Origin of the sequence: Flavobacterium xanthum, from assembly GCF_900142695.1 — a bacterium.
Classification (GTDB): Bacteria; Bacteroidota; Bacteroidia; order Flavobacteriales; family Flavobacteriaceae; genus Flavobacterium; species Flavobacterium xanthum.
This window is the reverse complement of sequence record NZ_FRBU01000056.1, coordinates 1-18,775: the sequence shown is the minus strand read 5'-3', so window position 1 is coordinate 18,775 and position 18,775 is coordinate 1. Positions and strand designations below refer to the sequence as shown.

Genomic DNA, 18,775 nt, shown 5'->3' with positions numbered 1-18,775 from the left:
CTCTTCTTGTTCTTGACATAATTCTGCTAATTTAAGGTTTTTAATCCTATCTTAAATTCACACAAAAAGTTGTACGTTTTTTGGGGAGCAGCATAACGTTTACAGATGCACATCCTATTTTTAGACAAAGCACAAAACGTCTTCATCAGCATTACCACCATTATGCTGGAGTGATTGTAGATATTTTTTACGATCATTTTTTGGCTAAGAATTGGAGTATTTATTCCGATGAAAAACTGGAGGAATTCGTTGAGCGTTTTTATCAATCTTTACGGGAAAACAACAGCGTACTTTCGGAAAGAACCATAAAAATAATGCCTATTCTATTTAAGGAAAATTGGTTAGTTAGTTACCAAACAATCAGTGGAATTGACCACATTTTAACGCAAATGGATAGCCGAACAAAAAATCAATCAAACATGCGGTTTGCTACCGTAGAGCTTCAAGAATATTACAATGATTTTGAAAAAGAGTTTACGGCATTCTTTGAAGAATTGAGGACTTTTGTAGAACAAAAAATACTTGATGAATGATTACAATGTTACTACATAAAAATATAGGTTTTCCTTAATTGGTAAAAATTGAAATAATAAATTTACCTACATTCTTATGTAAGATAATTAAAATTTTTGAAATAAATTAAATAGAAATTAACCATATAGAAACATAGAAAAAAAGAGATCTGTAGTCCAATTCTTGGATTAACATAGTTACAATTTATGATTTAGAAACGAAATATTTTTGAAAATTAGATAGCTATAAATTACAGCTATAACATTTAGTTGTTACTGTGTTTTCAAAAAAAAATCTGAAAAATAAATTATACCTGTTGGTATTCGTTTAAAGATATAACAGTCTAAAAATAGTATTAATTTGAAATAGTCTAAGGAATGATTACACAAAAACATCTTAATGATTTAAGCTTTCAAATTATTGGTGCGGCAATAGAAGTTCATAAAATCATGGGTAAAGGCTTACTAGAAAGTGTTTATCATCAATGTATGAAAGAGGAATTAAGGTTAAGAAATATTAATTTTATTTCAGAGCATAAAATACCTGTAATTTACAAGGGCAAAATGATGGAATCTGATTTTAGATGTGATTTGTTAATTGAAAACTTGATTGTTATTGAATTTAAAGCCGTTTCAGAAATCCATCCTGCTTTTGAAGCTAAACTTTTGAATCACATGAAATTATTAAAATCACCGAAAGGTATTTTGATAAATTTTAATTGTTTTAATATTTTCAAGGAGGGACAAAAGACTTTTGTTAATGAATTTTATAAAATCTTACCAAAAGAATAAATAAATCCACCTATGAAATCTAATATTAAGCGAAGCTTCTTAATATACAAACTAATATTCTATGTCTCTATGTGGTTAGAACAATTAAAGTAATACATAATAAAAACAACCACAACTTTACACATAAAACCAAAATACCATCTTAAAAATGAAAAAAATAATTCTCTTCCTTTCCTTAGCTGTTCTGAGCTGTAAATCGAATGAAAAAACGATAGAGCCCACTGGTTTAGTTACTTCAAAAGCTATGGTAGTTTCAGCTCGTGAAGAAGCTTCGAAAATTGGAGTTGAAATCATGAAAAAAGGTGGAAATGCTTTTGACGCGATGGTTGCCACAGAACTAGCTTTGGCAGTTTCTCATCCACAAGCTGGGAATATTGGCGGTGGTGGTTTTATGGTTTTTAGAAAAGCCAATGGGGAAACTGGAGCTATCGATTACCGAGAAAAAGCCCCATTAGCAGCCTCTAAAGATATGTTTCTAGACAAAAAAGGAAATGTAATAGAAGGAAAAAGTACGGCAACAGCACTCGCTTCTGGAATTCCGGGAACAATAGCTGGAATATTTGAAGTACACAAAAAATATGGCTCTTTACCAATGAGCGAAATTATGGAACCCGTCATTGCACTCGCTGAAAAAGGTGTTATTGTCACTAAATTTCAAGCAGAAAGTTTGGCTTACAATAGAGCCTATTTTATAAAAAGAAATGGAACTAATAGTTTGTTTTCCAAAGTCTATAAAGAAAATGATACCATAAAATATCGTGCGCTGGCAGCCACCTTAAAACGAATTGCCAAAAACGGTCGCAATGAATTTTACAGAGGCGAAACTGCTCAAAAATTAGTTGCGTTCTTAGCAAAAAAAGGAGGAAACGCCACAATGGAAGATTTTTCTACGTATGCGGCCAAGTGGCGAAATCCAATTACTTTTCAGTATAAAAATTTAAAAATCATTTCGATGTCTCCGCCAAGTAGCGGTGGAATTTGTCTGAATCAAATCATGAAAATGATTGCCCCTTTCAATCTTTCACAAATGGGACACAACAGCTTAAAAACCATACAGGTACTAACAGAAGCAGAACGCAGAGCCTATGCCGACAGGAATAACTATTTGGGTGATCCTGATTTTGTAAAACTTCCAATAGAAGAATTAGTAAGTCCCTCTTATTTAGAAAAAAGAATGAAGGATTTTTCATTTGATCAAGCTTCAAAATCTTCGGATATTGCTCACGGAACAATCAAAGGATATGAAAGCAACCAAACTACTCATTATTCGATCGTTGATGCTGCTGGAAACGCTGTATCGGCCACAACAACTTTAAACGACAACTATGGTTCTAAAATATATTGTGATGATTTGGGTTTCTTTTTGAATAATCAAATGGATGATTTCAGTGCAAAACCAGGTGTCCCTAATTTATATGGTCTTACGGGAAGTGAAGCTAATAGCATCGCTCCCGGAAAAAGAATGTTGAGTTCTATGACGCCTACGATTGTCGAAAAAGACAATTCGCTTTTCATGGTTGTGGGTACGCCGGGAGGTTCTACCATTATCACATCGGTTTTACAGGCTATATTGAATGTGTATGAATTTGGAATGAGTATGCAAGAAGCCGTAGATGCTCCAAGATTTCACCATCAGTGGATGCCAGATGAGATTACTTTTGAACCCAATTCTTTCGATAAAAAACTATTGATTGATTTGAAGAACAAGGGATACATCATCAATGAAAAAAATAAAGAAATTATTGGTGAAGTCGATGCTATTCTGGTCCTGCCAAATAGTAAATTAGAAGGTGGAGCTGATAAAAGAGGTGATAACAAAGCTGTTGGTTTTTAAATTTATATATTACTTAAAATGAAAAAAATTATTATTCTATTGAGTGTTTTATCTATTGGTTGCAAAACCCAGAAAAATACTGTTCAACCCACAGGATTGATTGCCAATCAAGCAATGGTTGTTTCTGCACGAGAAGAAGCTTCCAAAATTGGTGTTGAAATCATGAGAAAAGGTGGCAATGCTTTCGATGCGATGGTAGCAACAGAAATGGCTCTTGCAGTTGCCTATCCGTATGCAGGAAATCTTGGAGGTGGCGGTTTTATGGTGTATCGGAAAGCAAATGGCGAAATTGGTTCTCTAGATTATCGAGAAAAAGCCCCGCTAGCAGCAACAAAAAATATGTTTCTAGACGAAAAAGGGAATGTAATAAAAGGGAAAAGTACCGAATCTCCCCTTGCTATTGGGGTTCCCGGAACAATTGCAGGTGTTTTTGCCGTTCATGAAAAATTAGGTTCATTACCAATTGAAGAAATTCTGAAACCTGTTATTGCACTAGCAGAAAGAGGAGTTGTTGTTACCAAAAGACAAGAAGACCGATTGGCTGCGTATCGAGATAAAATCATCAAGGTAAATGGAGACAAGACCTTATTTGCAACCGCTTTTAAGGAAAATGATATAATACAATATCCTGCACTGGCCGCTACATTAAAAAGAATCTCAAAAAACGGCAGAGATGAATTTTACAAAGGAGAAACTGCTAAAATATTAGTCCAATACTTGCAGCAAAAAGGAGCGATAATCTCCTTGGAAGATTTAGCTCAATACGAAGCCAAATGGAGAACACCGCTTACTTTTGACTATAAAGATTTGAAAATTATTTCGATGCCTCCACCTAGTAGTGGCGGAATATGTCTGGCTCAAATATTCAAAATGATTGCGCCTTTTGACCTGGCTAAAATGGGCCATAATTCAACCGAAGCCATTCAAGTTATTGTAGAAGCCGAAAGAAGAGCTTACGCAGACAGAAGTTATTATCTAGGCGATCCTGATTTTGTAAAAATACCTTTGAAAGCTTTAATGGCAGATGATTATTTGGAACAAAGAATGTCGAATTTTAGTTTTGAAAAAGCCACTTTATCATCGGAAATAAAAGAAGGAAAAGTGACGTATAATGAAAGTGCAGAGACGACACATTACTCAATTGTAGATCAGTATGGCAATGCTGTTTCGTCAACCACCACCCTAAATGATGGGTATGGATCTAAATATTATTGTGATGAATTAGGTTTTTTCCTAAATAACGAAATGGACGATTTCAGTGCCAAACCCGGTGAACCTAACATGTTTGGATTAGTGGGCAATGAGGCCAACAGTATTGCGCCACAAAAACGAATGTTGAGTTCCATGACTCCCACCATCGTAGAGAAAAACGGTAAATTATTTATGATTGTAGGTTCTCCGGGTGGTTCAACAATCATTACATCAGTATTGCAAACCATTTTAAATGTTTATGAATACAGTATGAGTATGCAGGAAGCGGTAAATGCGCCTCGTTTTCATCACCAATGGTTGCCGGATTTGATCACATTTGAACCCAACACTTTCGACACTAAAACACTTGCAACCTTAAAATCAAAAGGATATTTAATCAATGAAAAGACAACTCCTGTTATAGGTAAAGTGGATGCCATATTGGTTTTACCAAATAACAAAATGGAAGGTGGTGCTGATTTTAGAGGAGACGATAAAGCCGTAGGATTTTAATCCTTCTCCCCAAACTTCGGAAGCGCTCACGATGACGGAAAAAATTAATACTTATGAACTTTATATTTGCCTTAGAAAGCGCTTTTATAGCAAATAAAAATCCAAAAAACGCATTTGCGATGGCAAAATACATGAAGAACAACTTTACTTTTTTTGGGATAAAAACGGAAGAAAGAAGGCGTATTTTTAAGGAAATTTGGAAAGAAAACAAACAAGAAGTTTCAGCAAATACAGGCGCAATTGTATCAGAATTATATTCAAAAATAGAACGAGAATTTCATTATTGCGCGATTGAAATTTTGATAAAAGAAGGCAAAGGAAAATATAAAAAAGAAGATATTCAACTGATTGAAAAACTATTAATCAACAATTCTTGGTGGGACAGTGTCGATACGATTGCAAAGTACATTTTAGGTTAGTATTTAACGGAATTCCCATTAGAAACCAAAAAGGTAATAGAACGATTTTCAACAGCAGAAAATATGTGGTTGAATCGAAGTGTAATTTTATTTCAATTGGGTTACAAACAAAAAACGAATGCTAATTTTTTATTTTCCGAATGTTTAAAGCATTCCCATTCTAAAGAATTTTTTATTCAAAAAGCAATCGGTTGGGCGTTACGAGAATATGCAAAAACAAGTCCTGAAGACGTTATAGCGTTTGTAAAATCCAATGATTTAAAAAAATTAAGTACAAAAGAAGCATTAAAAAATATGTGTTAGGATTAAAATAATAGTAGTTTTGTATCCCCTTTAAAAAACATCATGTTCAAAAAATATATTTCAAAACTAGAAACAGTAATTGCAATTGCGCAGTCTTTATTGACTCCAAAACAGTTTATATTTCTATCCGCCGTTTTAGTGGGTATTTCTTCTGCATTTGCTGTAATTGTGCTAAAAACGTTTGCTCACTGGGTTTTTTCATTCGCGACTTACGTTAACGGAATCTTGAAATTAGGATTCATTAATAGTATTCTACCTATCATAGGTATCATATTGACTGTTTTAGTGGTTAAGAAAGTTTTAGGAGGGAAAATCCAAAAAGGCACTTCCCAAATTTTATACGCTGTCGCTAAAAAAGCAAGTATTATTCCCAAAAAACAAATGTACGCTCAAATCGTCACCAGTTCATTAACCGTTGGTTTAGGAGGTTCCGCTGGTTTAGAAAGTCCTATCGTGATTACTGGTGCAGCTTTTGGTTCGAATTACGCACAAAAATACAAGTTGAGTTACAAAGACCGAACTTTACTAATAGGATGCGGCGTTGCTGCCGGAATTGCCGCCGCTTTTAACGCCCCAATTGCAGGTGTTTTATTTGCCATTGAGGTTTTGCTAGTAGATGTGAGTATTGCAGCCTTTACACCCATCATGATTGCGGCTGCAACAGGTGCTTTGGTCTCCGTAATTGCATTAGACGAGAAAATTTTGTTGTCCTTCAAACAACAACAAAGTTTTGATTATCATAACATTATTTATTATATTTTGTTAGGATTGTTAACAGGATTTATATCTATATACTATTCTCGTAATTTCCAGAAAGTAGAACATTTCTTTGCAAGACTAAAATTATCACCCTATAAAAAAGCATTATTTGGAGCTTCCATTTTAGCGGTACTTATTTTTATTTTTCCTACACTTTTTGGAGAAGGATATGAAAGTATTAAAACATTATCCGAGAGTGATCCAGGAAAATTATTAGAAAACACCTTGTTTAGTGAGTTTAGAGACAACAGTTGGGCGCTATTGCTTTTTGTAGGAAGCACGATGATGCTAAAGGTTTTTGCCACAGGGATAACCCTAAGCAGCGGTGGAAACGGCGGTAACTTTGCTCCTTCCTTGTTTCTAGGATCTTATGTTGGATTTTTCTTTTCCAAATTTCTAAATTTAACCGGGCTCACTAACTTGCCAATCAGTAATTTTACTATGGTTGGTATGGCTGGAATCTTGAGCGGTTTGTTTCATGCTCCGTTGACTGCGATATTCTTAATAGCAGAAATAACTGGAGGTTATAACTTAATGATTCCCCTAATGATTGTGGCCTCTATTAGTTTTGCGATTTCAAAACGTTTCGAAAAACATTCAATGGATGTTAAAACGCTAGTGGAAAAAGGACATGCCTTTACTAGTAATAAAGACACCAATGTGCTATCTACTTTAGAGACCAATTCCATCATACAAACTGATTTCTTAACAGTTACTCCTGATGAAAATTTAGAACGACTCGTAGATTTAATTTCCCATTCCAATCAAGTAATATTTGGTGTAGTTGATGTAAAACAAAACTTATTAGGAATCGTTCACTTTAATGATATTCGAGAAATAATATTTAATTCCTACCGCGTAAAATATACGTTGGTCAAAGAGATTATGCTTGCGCCTATTGAAATAATTTCACCTGATGACAGCATGGAAATAGTCATGAACAAGTTTGAGAAATCAAAAAAAGCATTTTTACCTGTTCTTAAAGAGGAAAAATACTATGGTTTTATTTCTAAATCTATAGCACTGGAGGCTTATAGAACAAAACTAAAATCAATGACGATTGAATAGTATAGCAAGATACAAAAAGGAGAATGCTGCTTTAATAAATTTCTTTTGCTTTTAAAAGTAAATTTTAACAACCCATTGAAAAAAAAGCAGACCTATAAGCCGGATTCTGTTAACACTGAATTTATTTCAGCGTTACCTTATCATTTATCTAGATTACGCATTACTGCGTAACTCAAGCTATCTACCCTTCAGCAACGGACGAGAAGCCCTTAAATGCTGATATACTTGATATTTCACCGCATAGAGTTTACCTGGTTTCACTACAGCATTACCTGTACATACTTTCTGTTGCACTTGTCCTAATTCGCCGAGGCGAACCGACGGGCGTTACCCGCTATGCTTCCCTATGGTGTCCGGACTTTCCTCCCTCTTGATTACTCAAAACGGCGATAAGGCGGTCTGCGGTGCAAATTTACACTATTTAATTCTTTTTTTACATTTAAGATTCCTTACTTTAACATCCCTTTTACAATGAATTCATAATAAAACAGTTACCTTTAGTAAATAACTAAAAAATCTCTATTATGTCAAATATGTATCATTATGCCACCGTTTCTAAAGCCTTAGATGATTTGAATGAGATGGGATTTACCTTTGATTTTAATCTTCATGAGGAAGATATTGTAAAAAATCCAAGTCATTATGAAATTCAGCATATTTACCGTTACGAAGGAGACACAAATCCAGATGATGAGGCAACAGTTTATGGCATCAAATCTTCTTCAGGTAAAAAAGGAGTGTTTGTCGCCGGATATGCTGCAAATTCGAATAATGGTGCCGCAAGAGTTTTAATTGATCTGACCATCAAAGGAAGAAAATAATAAATCCTTTTAGCAAATGAATTAAAAAAATCAGAGTTGATAATCAATTTTTTTTAGAAGCTATTTCCAGCTATTCGTTACAATCTTATCCGCCGAACCCCGGCGCATAAGGATTTTCACTTCTATCTGGGCTAGGGAATTTGGGAAATAAAAACCATTCTGAAAATTATAAAATCTTTCAATCCTTAAATTTTTGCATCTTTAAATTAAAACCTATATTTGCTTTCGAATAAAATTTCTATGGAACAATTTGTTGTATCGGCCCGTAAATATCGTCCTCAAACATTTAAAGATGTTGTAGGACAAAAAGCCATTACTAATACTTTATTGAATGCCATAGAAAGCAATCACTTAGCTTCAGCATTGTTATTTACAGGACCTCGTGGCGTTGGAAAAACGACTTGCGCCCGTATTTTGGCTCGTAAAATTAACCAGCCAGGATACGATGATCCCACTGAAGATTTTGCCTTTAATGTTTTCGAATTAGATGCCGCTTCTAACAACTCAGTTGATGATATTAGGAATCTTATTGACCAAGTGCGGATTCCACCACAAACGGGACAATACAAAGTCTATATTATCGATGAGGTTCATATGTTGTCCTCGGCAGCTTTTAATGCTTTCCTAAAAACATTGGAAGAACCGCCAAAACATGCCATTTTTATTTTGGCAACGACCGAAAAACATAAAATTATTCCAACGATACTCTCTCGTTGTCAGATATTTGATTTCAAAAGAATTACCGTAAAAGATGCCAAAGAACATCTTGCCGAAGTAGCCACCAGTCAAGGAGTAGTTTTTGAAGATGACGCTTTGCACATTATTGCTCAAAAAGCTGATGGTGCCATGCGCGATGCTTTGTCTATTTTTGACCGAGTAGTTTCTTTTTGTGGAAAAGACTTAACACGTCAGGCCGTTACAGAGAATTTGAATGTGTTGGATTACGAAACGTACATCAACATCACCGACTTGCTTTTGGAAAACAAAATTCCAGATTTATTGTTGGCTTTCAACGAAATTCTAGCTAAAGGTTTTGATGCGCACCATTTTGTATCCGGATTGGCTTCTCATTTTAGAGATTTATTAGTTTCTAAAACACCTGCAACTTTAACTTTATTAGAAGTTGGGGAACAAGCGCAGCAAATGTATGGGGTGCAAGCACAAAAATGCAGTCAAGACTTCCTTTTGAAAGGAATCGAGATTGCAAATGATTGTGATTTAAAATACAAACTAAGTCAAAATCAACGACTTCTTGTTGAACTTTGCCTAATGCAACTGGCCTCTATCACTTATGATGGAGAAAAAAAAAAGTTGAGCAATATATAATTCCACCTACTTATTATAGAAAGAATGATTATTCAATAACGGTTCAACCGAAAATTGAAGATCCGAAACCTGCTTTACAAGTTGTTGAATCAGTTCTATCAAAAGAACTGAAAACGACAACTACTGTTCCGTCAATTCTAGTTCCTACTCCCGCAACAAAAAGTAGTATTCTACAATCCGAAGGACCAAAGGTTTCTGCGTTTTCATTATCGAGTATTCGTGCAAAGAAAGCATTGGAAGAAAGTAGTAAAGGAATAATAAAAGAAGTACTTCACTTACCCACGGAATCTTTCACCGAAACAGAAATGTTGTTGTATTGGAATAAATATGCGCAACGTTTAGGGGAGAAAGGCTATAAAATTATGGAATCCTTATTACTCATTAACGATCCTAAATTAAATGGAACTGCCATCACAATTGAATTACCAAATGAAGGATCAAAATTAGATTTTGAAAAAGAAATACATGGGCTTTTAGGTCATTTAAAAGGACATTTACACAATCATGATATTACAATCGAAGTGATGGTTAATGAAAGCGTAGAAAATAAAAGAAGTTTTAATGACCAGGACAGGTATAATAGATTTTTAGAAATTAATCCAAATATTGAACTATTACGTTCAACATTTGGATTAGATTTAGATGTATAATGGGATAGTTACAAATTATATTTTGTTGTAATACATCGCTTTTACAATACCATCTGAAAGTCCTATTTTAGGTACATAAATATTTCTTGCACCACTCCATTTCATAGCATTTAGATAGATTCGTGTTGCTGGAATAATTACATCGGCACGATCTGGATTCAAACCTAATTCGGATATTCTTTGCTCATAGGATAATGAATTTAAAAAAGCATATTGCGAATTCATATAAATATATGAAAGAGGTTTTTCCTGCAATTTGCCAGACATTTTAAATAACTTATTTATGTTTCCACCAGAACCTATCAGTGTGACTTCGTCGTATTCTTGTGTATTTATTTTAATCCATTTTTCAATTTCATCCCACACTACATCGCACACCATATCATTTAACAAACGCACCGTTCCTGCTTTGAAAGATCTAGAATTTATCATTTTACCATTAGAAAACAACGTAAATTCAGTACTTCCTCCACCAACATCAACAAAAAGATAGGTTTGATCGGTTTTCAACAAATGATGTAAATCAGTAGAAGCAATTATGGCTGCTTCTTTCTTACCATCAATAATTTCTATTTTTATATCTGCTTTCTTCTTTATTATTTCGACAACTTCTTTTCCGTTGTACGCTTCTCGCATCGCTGAGGTTGCAAAAGCCATGTAGCGTTCTACCTTATGCACCTTCATTAAAAGATTAAAAGCCTTCATGGCATCACACATTCTTTCAATATTCTCTTCCGAAATTTCTCCAACCGTAAATGCATCCTGCCCCAAACGAATGGGAACGCGAACCAGTGAACTTTTATTAAATTGAGGCTCTTTTCCTTCTTGTTCTACAATATTTGCAATTAACAAACGCATGGCATTAGAACCAATATCAATTGCTGCATATTTTTTTATTTTAATCATCTTCGTTTCAATTCGTTTATTTCCTACCTAAATTATTTTATTCACTCCTGAATCATTGCTTAAAAAAAGCTCTACCTACCCTTCCCTAAATAATTAAACTTTAGTTTCAATTTGGGACTCTACTTGGAGTTTTCTTTGATAATATTTATAGGTTTCTAATTGTGCTCTAAAAATAGGATTATGATTGCGATATCGGTACTTATTATCTAATTTGTAAGAGTGAAAACGGGCTTTTACATTGCCTTTCCAACCAATATCAAAATTATCAATTAGTTCGTTTTTTATACCTTGATCATAAATTGGGCATGTTACTTCAACCCGACCATCTAGATTTCTGGTCATGAAATCCGCTGATGAAATATACACTTCTGTTTGCCCCGCATTACCAAAAATATAAATTCTGGAATGTTCCAAATAATTATCTACAATACTAATTGCTTCAATATTATCACTCATTCCAGGAATTCCGGGAATCAACGAACAAATTCCTCTGACTTCAAGTTGAATTTTTACACCTGCTCTACTGGCTTCATATAATTTATCAATCATTGCAAAATCAGATAAGCTATTCATTTTTAGCTTAATATGTGTTTTCCTTCCTGCTAATGCGTGTGTAATTTCTCTGTCAATTAACTTGACAAATCTTGTTCTGGTATAATGCGGAGAAACGATAAGATGTTTGTAGCGATGTACTCTATAGTTGATATCAAAGAACTCAAATATCCTCATGATATCTTTTAGAATTTGTTGATGACTGGTAAAAAGGGTAACATCAGTGTACACTTTAGCGGTAGATTCGTTGAAATTTCCTGTAGAAATAAAACCATATCGCTTTATTTTGTCATTTTCGTATCTTTCAATAACGCATATTTTGCTGTGTACTTTAAGCCCTTTTATTCCAAAAATAAGTTCAATACCTTCCAACTGCATTTGCTCTGCATAGGAAATATTAGAAGCCTCGTCAAAACGAGCTTGCAATTCGATTTGAACGGTAACTTTCTTACCATTTTTAGCCGCATTGATAAGAGAACTAATGATTTGAGAATTTTTTGCCAATCGGTACAAGGTAATTTTTATGGAAATTACTTTAGGATCCAACGCCGCTTCACGTAAAAACTTGGTCAAATAGGAAAAGGATTGATAAGGTGCATTTAAGAGATAATCTTTTTCACTTATTTTTTCGAGCATACTCCCTTCCAAACTTAATCCTGGAATGGGTAATGGATCGTTAGTTTGGTACAATAAATCGTATCGACCTAGATTTGGAAAATCCATATAATCCCTTCTGTTGTGGTATCTTCCTCCTGGAATAATACTATCTGTAGAGACAATTTTCATTTTATCTAGAAAAAATTGCAAGGTATCTTCTTCAATGAGTTGGTCATAAATAAAACGAACCGGTTCTCCTATTCGTCGGTCTTTTACACTCAATGATATTTTTTCGATCATACTTTTACTCAAATCACTATCAATATCCAATTGCGCATCTCTCGTAATTTTTATCATGTGAGCAGAAACACTTTTGTAATCAAAAATATTGAAAATATTACTCAAATTATGTCTGATTACGTCATCCAAAAGTATAATATACTGTTTTTCATTATTGGATGGCAATACAACAAAACGATTAATTGTTTTAGGAATTTCGATTACTGCATAACGAACTTCTGAATTTTTATTCATAACTAATTTAATAGCTAAATACCCTGAAGTGTCTTTTAATACCGGGAATTCTGCCAAATCATTTAAGATAATGGTAACTAACTCAGGACTCACTTTTTGAATAAAAAAATCTTTTAGAAAAATTTCCTGTTCAAAAGTAATATCAGTTTCTGTTATAATAAATATATTTTTAGTCTCCAGTTCACTTTCAATAATATTTAAAATTCGTAAACTTTCTGATTGTTGTTGAATAACAATTTCAGTGATATCCTTAACTAATTGCTGTGCTGAAATCCCTCCTAAGTATTTTTCTCCAGAGATGCCAGTTAAACTTAATCGTCTAATAGCTGCAAAACGAACTCGAAAAAACTCATCTAAATTATTTGAAAAAATACCCAAAAAACGCAAACGATCTAATAATGGAACTGAATTATCGCCTGCTTCTTGTAATACACGTGCGTTGAAAGCCAACCAACTTTTTTCTCTATCAATATATTTATATTCTAATACTTTATTCATCTTAAATTTTTGGGGAATATTATTTTTTCAATTTTACCTTTCTTTATTTTTTTCCAATCCTCTGCTTCAAATTTTAAATGAACAAAACCTGAAGTTGGAACATTTTCGATATAAACATCCCCAAATTTATTAACAAAATCTGTAATTGCTCCATTATGTCCAAAAAGAATGACACTTTCATAAGAATTACTATAGGATTTGATCACTTTCTCTAAATCATTTTCATCAAATGTATAAAGATCATCTTTGTAAATGATACTTTCGATAGGATAGGCTAAATTTTGAGCAAAAATTAACGCTGTGTTTGTTGTTCTTTTTGCAGTACTGCTAAAAATTACATACGCTTTCGGAATTGAATCTTTAGCTTCGGACGATACTAGATGAGCATCTTTTACACCCTGACAAGTCAAACCGCGATCTTTGTCATGTATGGGGACTTCCCAACTTGATTTTGCATGGCGAACCAAAAATAAGTTTTTCATGAGTGGAAAATAATTTTGTTATCAACTAGTAAAATTTATTAAATACAATTTACAAAACTAAAATTTATTATCCTTGTTTTTAACTTTTTATTCTGTAATAACGTATAAATGCTGTTTCTTAAAAATCTACTTTATTTAATTACAGCTATTATAATCTTCATGTAAATTAATGTTAAAAACAGAAAGAATATACTAGCAAGTATGTCTCTGTAATAGCGATTTTTATAATTTTTTTATAATTTTTTAAGATTGAATTAACATAAAAATGTACTTAAACGACTTTTTGTGTTGTTTATAGAAAAAAAAGTTAACTCTAACTTTTTACATTTAATTTGGCTCCTTGAACGTCGCCCTGTTTAAAATAAAAATACAAATCTAATACTATCAACCTACATGATAAAAAAATACTTTACCTCAAAAAATTTCTACGTCGAATTTTGTAATTTCTTTGAAAACTCATTCAATCAAATTTTCAAAAAATTAGTTTTGTTGTGTTTCACTTTATTGACGACTTTACTAACCGCTCAAGTATCAAAATCGAATGATAAAACGCCGCAAGTGATGGAAGTAAAATCTTTGATTGCTGCAATGAAAAAATCTGAGCAAAATTTAAGATCAGCTAACTCGGAATCTAAACGTTTGGAGAATTTATTGAATGACGTTCAACAGACCATTTACTTTTATTCTGGAAAAGTTAAAAGTTATGGAAATAAACCAAATTCATTGTTTACAGATGCAAGTTCTTTGAGTTCAATTGCCTCGTCAAACATTAGCGTCGAAAATATTGAAATTTTAACTGTTAAAATTGATGACACCGCTGATTTGAATATTCCAATTGATTTATCAGTACTTTCTAACTTCTCAAAGTTAAATTACGTTTACATCTTGTCAAATATTAGTACCACTGACACTTCAATCATTAAGCTTATAAAAAACATAAATCCAGGATATACTGTTTTTTACAAAATAGACAAAAGCGAATAAAACTAGATTAGATAACAACCTACAATTATTATTATGAAAAAACTATACTCCAAATCTAAAATAGTTTATCCATTAAATCGAATTATTTTTACAGCAATCTTTTTTTTAGGACTTGCATTTTCTTTAAATGCTCAGGTAAAAGTTCCTTTTAAAGAACGAACTTCAACGTTTACACCACTAAAGAAAACGTATAATGTAAAAGGTGATTTCACCATGATTGGTAATACCAATCTAACATTACAAAATTACGCCGACAATGAAACCAATAATAACCCAATGGTTTATGTTGATATCGATAATGATTCAAATACTTGGAATTCATCTTCTTCAACATTATCATTACCTACAGATAATGGAGTTGCATCTTCATGTTCAAACATTGTTTATGCAGGATTATATTGGACAGGTAGAGCATCAGACAGTAATACAAGTGGTTATATTGTAACTGCAACTAAAGGCAATACCAATAGAGATTTCGACAAAAGAAACATTTCCCTAAAAGGGCCTGGAGAGTCCAATTATACTAATATAACTGCAAGTTCAATTGGAAATGTTAATGAAATTTACTACCCAACTACTTCAGATGGGTACATGTATTCTGCTTATGCAGAGGTTACACAATATGTCAAAGATCATGGAGTTGGAGAATATTTTGCTGCAGATATTGCTCTTAAACAAGGTAATGGCGGTGGAACTGGTTTTTATGGCGGTTGGGGATTAATTGTAATTTACGAAAATTCAAGCATGAAGAATCGTGATATCACTATTTTTGATGGTCATGCTTATGTTCAAGGTTCTACAACAATAAATCACCAGATTGATGTAACAGGTTTTAATGCTGTTCCTTCTGGAAATGTAGGAGTTAAACTTGGAATGATTGCAGGAGAAGGCGATAGAGGAATATCTGGGGATTATTTTCAGATACAAAAAAAGAACTCTACTGACTATGTAACTCTCAACCACAGCTCAAACTCAACAAACAATTTTTTCAATTCTTCGATACAGACCGGAGGGAATCAAAGGAATCCATCTTTACTGAATAATACGGGATTAGACATTAACATGTTTACCATTCCTAACACAGATAATTCAATAATCGGTAATAACCAGACATCAACAAAATTCAAATACGGTTCAACACAGGATACTTATGTAATTTTTGCAATAGCAATGGCCGTTGATGCTTATGTGCCAGATATAGAAGGTATTATCACTGCCACTAAAATCAATAACCTTCCTGTTTCAGGCACTAACCCGACAACCGCTTTACCTGGTGAAGAGTTAGAGTATAAAATTCAAATAAAAAATAGGGGTACTGAAGCCATAAACAATACAAAAGTTGTTATTCCAATACCTTACAATGTCACTTATGTTCCAAATAGTGCTTCTAAAATCATTAATTTCACCCCTAACCCTTCTCCTAATACTTTAACTTATGAACCTACAGTTGGAGCAAATGGTTCAATTGTTTGGGATTTTGGTACTTTACCGCTTCCTTCTAATGGCGATATCAATAGTGTATTAGCAGAACTTAGTTTTAAATTTAAAGTAACCGAAGATTGTACATTATTAAAAAATGCTAATTGTAATAATGTTGTTTCAGTAATAGGTTTTTTAAGCGGTGCCGGATCAGTATCTACAGTAAAAGTTATAGACAAATCTTTAATTCAAGGCTATACCTCAGGAGGTAATTGTCAAGGAACTGCCATTCCAACACCATACATAACAACAATTGATGCTGCCAATTATGTCAATGCAAATTGTCAAGCTACTCCACCAATCACTGCTTTTACATTTTGTAACGCTGGCAGTACTATTCCAATTACCGCTGTAGCCGGAGCATTTCCAACTGGAGCAACATTTTACAACTCGTATCCAGTTGTAAGTGGAACAACAATTCAGTATACAATAAATAAACCATTTCCTGCAACTGTAGGGACTTCTACCTATTATGCTGTACCTCCGGGGGTAAGTAGTGGTTGCTATTTTCAATTTACTATTACAGTTTCAAGCATTACATCTCTACCTACTGTAACAGATGTAAAATATTGTATTGGAGAGAATACAGTACCTTTAAGTGCTACAGCAAGTAATCCTTCGTATAATTTATATTATTACACCAGTGAAACTTCATCAGCTCAAATGTCTATTACTCCTTCATCAACAACTGTTGGCGAAACCACATTCTATGTTGCAGAAGGTCAAACTAATTCTTGTATTGGTCCTAAAAAAACAATTAAAGTAACTATTTATCCAAAACCAATGGTTACTGCACCTGCAATCAAAACATTTGAAGGATGTGAAACGAGTGCAATAACAGGTTTAACATACAGCGAAACTGAGGTCAACATTACACTATCACAGTTTACAACGGCAGGAGGGACATTTACAAATAATAATTCTGTTGGAACATATTCTATTTCTTATCAGGATTCAAAAAATGGAGATTGTCCAATAGTAGTAGAAAGAGTATACAAAATCACAACAATTTGTGGTGCTACTGTAGCAAAACAAACTATTAAAATTCAAGATACTACCGCACCAGTTATCACAGGTACATTATCTGATTCAAATATAGAAGGCTGTTCTCTTGGCGATCTTCCTCCTGCTTTAAAAACAGTAGCTGCTTTAGAATCCTTAGGTTTATCAATTGGCGATAATTGCACAAGTGATTCAAACATCAGTGTTTCCAGTTCAGATGTTAGTAGTGGAAATTTACCTACTTTAATAACTAGAACTTATACAATATCTGACAAATGTAATAATCAAACTACATTAATTCAAAAGATTATAATAGATGATACTGTTGCTCCTGTTAAACCTGTTTTGGCAGATGTAATTGGTGAATGTGCTGCTACTGTTACTGCTCCAACAACTACAGATGTTTGTAGTGGAAATGCAATTGTTGGAACTACTTCTGATCCTTTATCTTATACCACTCAAGGAACCTACACTATCACTTGGACTTTTAATGATGGAAATGGAAATACAACGACTGCTACTCAAAAAGTAATTGTAAAAGATACTGTTGCTCCCGTTAAACCTGTTTTAGCAGATGTAACCGGAGAATGTGCTGCGACTGTTACTGTTCCAACAACTACGGATGTTTGTAGTGGAAATGCAATTGTTGGAACTACTTCAGATCCTTTATCTTATACTTCTCAAGGAACCTACACCATCACTTGGACTTTTAATGATGGTAACGGAAATACAACGACTGCTACTCAAAAAGTAATTGTAAAAGATACTGTTGCTCCCGTTAAACCTGTTTTGGCAGATGTAACCGGAGAATGTGCTGCGACTGTTACTGTTCCAACAACTACGGATGTTTGTAGTGGAAATGCAATTGTTGGAACTACTTCTGATCCTTTATCTTATACTTCTCAAGGAACCTACACCATCACTTGGACTTTTAATGATGGAAACGGAAATACAACGACTGCTACTCAAAAAGTAATCGTAAAAGATACTGTTGCGCCTGTTAAACCTGTTTTGGCAGATGTAACCGGAGAATGTGCTGCGACTGTTACTGTTCCAACAACTACGGATGTTTGTAGTGGAAATGCAATTGTTGGAACTACTTCTGATCCTTTATCTTATACCACTCAAGGAACCTACACTATCACTTGGACTTTTAATGATGGAAACGGAAATACAACGACTGCTACTCAAAAAGTAATTGTAAAAGATACTGTTGCGCCTGTTAAACCTGTTTTGGCAGATGTAACCGGAGAATGTGCTGCGACTGTTACTGCTCCAACAACTACGGATGTTTGTAGTGGAAATGCAATTGTTGGAACTACTTCTGATCCTTTATCTTATACTTCTCAAGGAACCTACACCATCACTTGGACTTTTAATGATGGAAACGGAAATACAACGACCGCTACTCAAAAAGTAATCGTAAAAGATACTGTTGCGCCTGTTAAACCTGTTTTGGCAGATGTAACCGGAGAATGTGCTGCGACTGTTACTGCTCCAACAACTACAGATGTTTGTAGTGGAAATGCAATTGTTGGAACTACTTCTGATCC

The 18,775-nt window shown here is 33.7% G+C and carries 13 protein-coding genes, 1 other RNA gene and 1 pseudogene; 11 read left to right on the top strand and 4 right to left on the bottom strand.

All coding sequences use genetic code 11. From position 1 onward, the window contains the following. The first annotated feature begins 80 nt into the window (after positions 1 to 80). From BUC11_RS15420 to BUC11_RS15395, 6 genes and pseudogenes are all read left to right on the top strand, one after another. Positions 81 to 533, top strand: a complete 453-nt coding sequence (locus tag BUC11_RS15420) for an acyl carrier protein phosphodiesterase (protein WP_084129711.1) — start codon at positions 81 to 83, stop codon at positions 531 to 533. 357 nt (positions 534 to 890) lie between these two features. Continuing rightward, positions 891 to 1,304, top strand: a complete 414-nt coding sequence (locus BUC11_RS15415; protein WP_073355513.1) for a GxxExxY protein — start codon at positions 891 to 893, stop codon at positions 1,302 to 1,304. A gap of 148 nt (positions 1,305 to 1,452) precedes the next feature. Beyond that, positions 1,453 to 3,138 (top strand): gamma-glutamyltransferase, encoded by a 1,686-nt coding sequence (gene ggt, locus BUC11_RS15410; protein WP_073355512.1) that lies wholly within the window; start codon positions 1,453 to 1,455, stop codon positions 3,136 to 3,138. 18 nt (positions 3,139 to 3,156) lie between these two features. Beyond that, the gene (gene ggt, locus BUC11_RS15405) at positions 3,157 to 4,842 is read left to right on the top strand and encodes a gamma-glutamyltransferase (protein WP_073355510.1); all 1,686 of its coding nucleotides are present in this window, start codon (positions 3,157 to 3,159) and stop codon (positions 4,840 to 4,842) included. Positions 4,843 to 4,895: 53 nt separating this feature from the next. Continuing rightward, positions 4,896 to 5,564 (top strand): annotated as a pseudogene (locus tag BUC11_RS17220) (DNA alkylation repair protein). Positions 5,565 to 5,606: 42 nt separating this feature from the next. Beyond that, positions 5,607 to 7,391, top strand: coding sequence for a chloride channel protein (locus BUC11_RS15395; protein ID WP_073355508.1), 1,785 nt, complete (start codon positions 5,607 to 5,609; stop codon positions 7,389 to 7,391). Between the two features lie 79 nt (positions 7,392 to 7,470). Here BUC11_RS15395 and rnpB read toward each other — a convergent pair. Further along, an RNA gene (rnpB, locus tag BUC11_RS15390) (RNase P RNA component class A) lies at positions 7,471 to 7,797 on the bottom strand. Between the two features lie 118 nt (positions 7,798 to 7,915). Here rnpB and BUC11_RS15385 point away from each other — a divergent pair. The 3 genes from BUC11_RS15385 to BUC11_RS15375 all read left to right on the top strand — a co-directional run bounded on the left by BUC11_RS15385 (position 7,916) and on the right by BUC11_RS15375 (position 10,188). After that, positions 7,916 to 8,212 carry a hypothetical protein gene (locus BUC11_RS15385; protein WP_073355507.1) on the top strand — a complete coding sequence of 99 codons (297 nt, stop codon included), beginning with the start codon at positions 7,916 to 7,918 and terminating at the stop codon, positions 8,210 to 8,212. Between the two features lie 240 nt (positions 8,213 to 8,452). Continuing rightward, positions 8,453 to 9,538: a DNA polymerase III subunit gamma/tau gene (gene dnaX / locus BUC11_RS15380; protein WP_073355506.1), complete on the top strand. Its 1,086-nt coding sequence runs from the start codon at positions 8,453 to 8,455 to the stop codon at positions 9,536 to 9,538. 233 nt (positions 9,539 to 9,771) lie between these two features. Then, on the top strand, positions 9,772 to 10,188 hold the full coding sequence (locus BUC11_RS15375; protein WP_073355505.1) for a DNA polymerase III subunit gamma/tau: 417 nt from the start codon (positions 9,772 to 9,774) through the stop codon (positions 10,186 to 10,188). 15 nt (positions 10,189 to 10,203) lie between these two features. Here BUC11_RS15375 and BUC11_RS15370 read toward each other — a convergent pair whose 3' ends face one another. The 3 genes from BUC11_RS15370 to BUC11_RS15360 all read right to left on the bottom strand — a co-directional run bounded on the left by BUC11_RS15370 (position 10,204) and on the right by BUC11_RS15360 (position 13,757). Next, positions 10,204 to 11,094 carry a Ppx/GppA phosphatase family protein gene (locus BUC11_RS15370; RefSeq protein ID WP_073355504.1) on the bottom strand — a complete coding sequence of 297 codons (891 nt, stop codon included), beginning with the start codon at positions 11,092 to 11,094 and terminating at the stop codon, positions 10,204 to 10,206. A gap of 93 nt (positions 11,095 to 11,187) precedes the next feature. After that, on the bottom strand, positions 11,188 to 13,275 hold the full coding sequence (gene ppk1, locus BUC11_RS15365) for a polyphosphate kinase 1 (RefSeq protein ID WP_073355503.1): 2,088 nt from the start codon (positions 13,273 to 13,275) through the stop codon (positions 11,188 to 11,190). Beyond that, a complete protein-coding gene (locus BUC11_RS15360) occupies positions 13,272 to 13,757 on the bottom strand; it encodes a SixA phosphatase family protein (protein WP_073355501.1) in 486 nt (161 codons plus the stop codon). The genes ppk1 and BUC11_RS15360 overlap by 4 nt, the downstream gene beginning before the upstream one ends. Before the next feature lie 393 nt (positions 13,758 to 14,150). Between BUC11_RS15360 and BUC11_RS15355 the strand changes: the two genes are divergently transcribed. Beyond that, positions 14,151 to 14,741 carry a hypothetical protein gene (locus BUC11_RS15355; protein ID WP_073355500.1) on the top strand — a complete coding sequence of 197 codons (591 nt, stop codon included), beginning with the start codon at positions 14,151 to 14,153 and terminating at the stop codon, positions 14,739 to 14,741. 33 nt (positions 14,742 to 14,774) lie between these two features. After that, positions 14,775 to 18,775: DUF11 domain-containing protein (locus BUC11_RS15350; protein ID WP_073355498.1), on the top strand; the 4,001-nt coding region annotated here is incomplete at its 3' end.

Excerpts from the sequence above, each read along its gene's own strand:
- BUC11_RS15415 (WP_073355513.1), top strand. The coding sequence starts at position 891 with ATGATTACACAAAAACATCTTAATGATTTAAGCTTTCAAATTATTGGT.
- ggt (WP_073355512.1), top strand. The coding sequence starts at position 1,453 with ATGAAAAAAATAATTCTCTTCCTTTCCTTAGCTGTTCTGAGCTGTAAA.
- ggt (WP_073355510.1), top strand. The coding sequence starts at position 3,157 with ATGAAAAAAATTATTATTCTATTGAGTGTTTTATCTATTGGTTGCAAA.
- BUC11_RS15395 (WP_073355508.1), top strand. The coding sequence starts at position 5,607 with ATGTTCAAAAAATATATTTCAAAACTAGAAACAGTAATTGCAATTGCG.
- BUC11_RS15385 (WP_073355507.1), top strand. The coding sequence starts at position 7,916 with ATGTCAAATATGTATCATTATGCCACCGTTTCTAAAGCCTTAGATGAT.
- dnaX (WP_073355506.1), top strand. The coding sequence starts at position 8,453 with ATGGAACAATTTGTTGTATCGGCCCGTAAATATCGTCCTCAAACATTT.
- BUC11_RS15370 (WP_073355504.1), bottom strand. The coding sequence starts at position 11,094 with ATGATTAAAATAAAAAAATATGCAGCAATTGATATTGGTTCTAATGCC.
- ppk1 (WP_073355503.1), bottom strand. The coding sequence starts at position 13,275 with ATGAATAAAGTATTAGAATATAAATATATTGATAGAGAAAAAAGTTGG.
- BUC11_RS15360 (WP_073355501.1), bottom strand. The coding sequence starts at position 13,757 with ATGAAAAACTTATTTTTGGTTCGCCATGCAAAATCAAGTTGGGAAGTC.
- BUC11_RS15355 (WP_073355500.1), top strand. The coding sequence starts at position 14,151 with ATGATAAAAAAATACTTTACCTCAAAAAATTTCTACGTCGAATTTTGT.